Source organism: Actinoalloteichus spitiensis RMV-1378, assembly GCF_000239155.1.
GTDB classification, from domain to species: domain Bacteria; phylum Actinomycetota; class Actinomycetes; order Mycobacteriales; family Pseudonocardiaceae; genus Actinoalloteichus_B; species Actinoalloteichus_B spitiensis.
The window spans coordinates 1-1,049 of sequence record NZ_AGVX02000764.1 but is presented as its reverse complement, the minus strand read 5'-3'; the positions used below and the strand labels follow the sequence as shown (position 1 = coordinate 1,049).

The window sequence follows — 1,049 nt, the reverse complement described above, 5'->3', positions numbered from 1 at the left end:
TCCCACTTCACCGCCCGGTCCTCCCGCCGCCCCACCCCGCCTGCCCGCCGGACGGCGTGGACCTCGCGGCACCGCGCGGTGCCCTCGCCGGCGGCGAGGGCGAGCCGGCTGGGCTCAGGTGTCCCCGACGCGGCTGGTCGCGTTCAGCGTGCCCAACAGCGTGAGCGCCCGAGCGCTGGGGCTTCCCGGTTCGGCGTGGTAGATCACCAGCTGCTGCCCCGGGGCGCCCCGCACGTCGAAGGACTCGTAGGACAAGGTGAGCGGCCCCACCGCCGGGTGGTCGAAGTCCTTGGCGTCCCGGGTCTTGCCCCGCACCGCGTGGTGGGCCCACAGCTCGCGGAAGACGGCGCTGCCCGCGCTCAGCTCCCGCACCAGGTCCGCCAGCGCCGCCGACCCGGGTTCGTACCCGGCCCCCTCCCGCAGGCTGCCCACCGTGGCCTGCGCCACCCACCGCCAGCGGGGGTGGAAGCGGGGCGCCACCGGGTCGAGGAACACCATCCTCGCCAGGTTGTCCACCACGGTGAACGGCGAGTACAGGGCGTCGGCCAGCGCGTTGCGGGCCAACACGTCCAGTCGGCGACCGAGGACGAAGGCGGGTGTCCCGGGGTAACCGTCCAACAGCGCCCGCAGCGTGGGGCTCACCACCTCCACCGCCGGACGGACCTCGGCCGGGGGAGCCCCCGCCAACCGGTACAGGTGGTCGCGGGCGTCCTCGTCCAGGTCCAGGGCCCGGCTCAGCGCGTCGAGGACCTGCCCCGAGGGATGTCGTTCCCGGCCCTGCTCCAGGCGGGTGTAGTAGTCGACGTTCACCCCGGCCAGCACGGCCACCTCCTCGCGGCGCAGCCCCGGGACACGGCGCTGCCCGGTGAACACCACGGCGGCGTCCTCCGGACGTCGGCGCGAGCGGCGCGCCCGGAGGAACTCACCCAGACCCTCGACACCCATGTCCGCGAGCCTAGGCCGGTGTGCCCGCCCGGTGCCTGGGTGCGGCACACCCAGGCACGCCCCGACCGGCCCCCGCTGACCCTGCCCCCCACCCCGCCACCCCG

At 75.8% G+C, this 1,049-nt stretch carries 1 protein-coding gene; it reads right to left on the bottom strand.

Features of this window, described 5'->3' with window-relative positions:
• Positions 1–114: 114 nt before the first annotated feature.
• The gene (locus ACTIDRAF_RS0224975) at positions 115–945 is read right to left on the bottom strand and encodes a helix-turn-helix transcriptional regulator (protein WP_016701389.1); all 831 of its coding nucleotides are present in this window, start codon (positions 943–945) and stop codon (positions 115–117) included.
• Between the last annotated feature and the right edge of the window lie 104 nt (positions 946–1,049).